Source organism: Streptomyces sp. YS-3, assembly GCF_045257485.1.
In the GTDB taxonomy this organism is placed as follows: Bacteria; Actinomycetota; Actinomycetes; order Streptomycetales; family Streptomycetaceae; genus Streptomyces.
On the sequence record NZ_JBJHPC010000814.1, the window covers coordinates 1 to 2,479 of the forward strand.

The 2,479-nt window shown below is 70.7% G+C and carries 1 protein-coding gene and 1 pseudogene; both read left to right on the forward strand.

Annotated elements, in window-relative coordinates:
* Window positions 1-339, forward strand: a pseudogene (locus ACJA3G_RS35105) (hypothetical protein); the annotation flags it as partial.
* A 28-nt stretch (window positions 340-367) separates the two neighbouring features.
* Window positions 368-2,110, forward strand: a complete 1,743-nt coding sequence (locus ACJA3G_RS35110) for a pyruvate dehydrogenase (RefSeq protein WP_406557077.1) — start codon at window positions 368-370, stop codon at window positions 2,108-2,110.
* The last annotated feature ends 369 nt before the right edge of the window (window positions 2,111-2,479 follow it).

A 2,479-nucleotide genomic window follows, 5' to 3' on the forward strand; every position in this document is an offset into this window, starting at 1 on the left:
CAGACGGCGACCGCCGTACGGTCGTCGGCGTACCCCTTCACTCTCACCTGGACGTCGGCGAGGAATCCGGCGAGTCCCGGCGGCTCGTTCCCGGCCCAGCGCTCGGCCAGCTCCTTCCCGAGCGCGGGCTCGCCGCGCAGCGGCTCGGCCAGCCCCCTGCTGCTGTGCAGCGGGGGGCTGGCCGAGCCGCTGCGCGGCGAGCCCGCGCTCGGGAAGGAGCTGGCCGAGCGCTGGGCCGGGAACGAGCCGCCGGGACTCGCCGGATTCCTCGCCGACGTCCAGGTGAGAGTGAAGGGGTACGCCGACGACCGTACGGCGGTCGCCGTCTGGGAGGCGTGAGGCGGCGGCCCGTGGATGAATGGGAGCCATGGCCAAACAGAACGTGGCAGAGCAGTTCGTGGACATCCTCGCGCGTGCGGGCGTGCGGCGGATGTACGGCGTCGTCGGCGACAGCCTCAACCCCGTCGTCGACGCCATCCGCCGCACCCCCGGCATCGACTGGATCCAGGTCCGCCACGAGGAGGTGGCCGCCTTCGCGGCCGGCGCCGAGGCCCAGCTCACCGGGACCCTCGCGGCCTGCGCCGGCTCCTGCGGCCCGGGCAACCTCCATCTGATCAACGGCCTCTACGACGCCCACCGCTCGATGGCCCCCGTCCTCGCCCTCGCCTCCCAGATCCCCTCCTCCGAGATCGGTCTGGGCTACTTCCAGGAGACCCACCCCGACCAGCTGTTCCAGGAGTGCTCGCACTACTGCGAGCTCATCTCCAGCCCCAAGCAGATGCCCCGGCTGCTCCAGACGGCCATCCAGCACGCCATCGGCCGGGGCGGGGTCAGCGTGGTCGCGCTGCCGGGCGACGTGGCCTCGGAGCCCGCCCCGGAGAAGGCCGTCGAGCACGCGCTGGTCACCGCGCTGCCCTCGGTGCGCCCCGGCGACGCGGAGATCGACAAGCTCGTACGGCTGGTGGACGATGCCGGACGGGTGACGCTCTTCTGCGGCAGCGGCACCGCGGGCGCCCACGCCGAGGTCATGGCGTTCGCCGAACGCGTCAAGGCACCGGTCGGCCACGCGCTGCGCGGCAAGGAGTGGATCCAGTACGACAACCCGTACGACGTCGGAATGAGCGGACTGCTCGGGTACGGCGCCGCCTACGAGGCCACCCACGAGTGCGATCTGCTCATCCTCATCGGCACGGACTTCCCGTACAACGCGTTCCTGCCCGACGACGTCAAGATCGTGCAGATCGACGTCCGGCCCGAGCGGCTGGGGCGGCGCTCGCAGCTCGCCCTCGGGGTGTGGGGCGACGCCAAGGAGACGCTGCGCTGCCTCACCCCGCGCGTGCGGGCCAAGACCGACCGCCGCTTCCTGGACAAGATGCTCAAGAAGCACGCCGACGCGCTGGAGGGCGTCGTCAAGGCGTACACCCGCAAGGTGGAGAAGCATGTGCCGATCCACCCCGAGTACGTGGCCTCCGTCCTGGACGAACTCGCCGACGACGACGCGGTGTTCACCGTCGACACCGGGATGTGCAACGTCTGGGCCGCCCGCTACCTCTCGCCCAACGGCAGGCGCCGTATCATCGGCTCGTTCAGCCACGGCTCGATGGCCAACGCGCTGCCGCAGGCGATCGGCGCCCAGTTCACCGACCGCCGCCGCCAGGTGATCTCGATGTCCGGCGACGGCGGGTTCTCCATGCTGATGGGCGACTTCCTGACCCTGGTCCAGTACGACCTGCCGGTGAAGATCGTGCTTTTCAACAACTCCTCGCTCGGCATGGTGGAGCTGGAGATGCTGGTGGCCGGGCTGCCGTCGTACGGAACGGACAATCGCAACCCCGACTTCGCGGCCATCGCCCGCGCGGCCGGTGCCTACGGCGTACGGGTCGAGAAGCCCAAGCAGCTCGCGGGCGCCCTCAAGGACGCCTTCCGGCACAAGGGGCCCGCCCTGGTCGACGTGGTCACCGACCCCAACGCGCTCTCCATCCCGCCGAAGATCAGCGCCGAGATGGTGACCGGTTTCGCGCTCTCCGCGAGCAAGATCGTGCTGGACGGCGGAGTCGGGCGGATGCTCCAGATGGCCCGTTCCAACCTCCGCAACGTGCCCCGGCCGTAGGCCCCTCAGGCAGGTGTCCACCCGGCGGCCCCACGATGGGGTGATCCACCTTGGTCAGCGCGTCTCGTGACCGGGTGGCCGTAAAGCGTGCGGGACCGCGGGCGATGGCGGCTCCGTACGCCTGAATCAGGGGTGGACGGCTCCGCGGACCCTGTGTCTCGCCTGTGGGTAAGGGGCGTCGCCGGGGAGCGCCCTCCTCACCCGGTGACCCGGCCGTGACCGGACCGCGAGCCGTGGAACCGCTCCCGGTGTGTATCCCGTCGGTTGTTGCGGAATCACCATGCGTGACGGGGGGTCGCCGGGGCATGCATCCCGTGAGGGTGTTCGAGACGGAGAGGGATGTGACGACGTGCGGGTGGGGGCTATGAC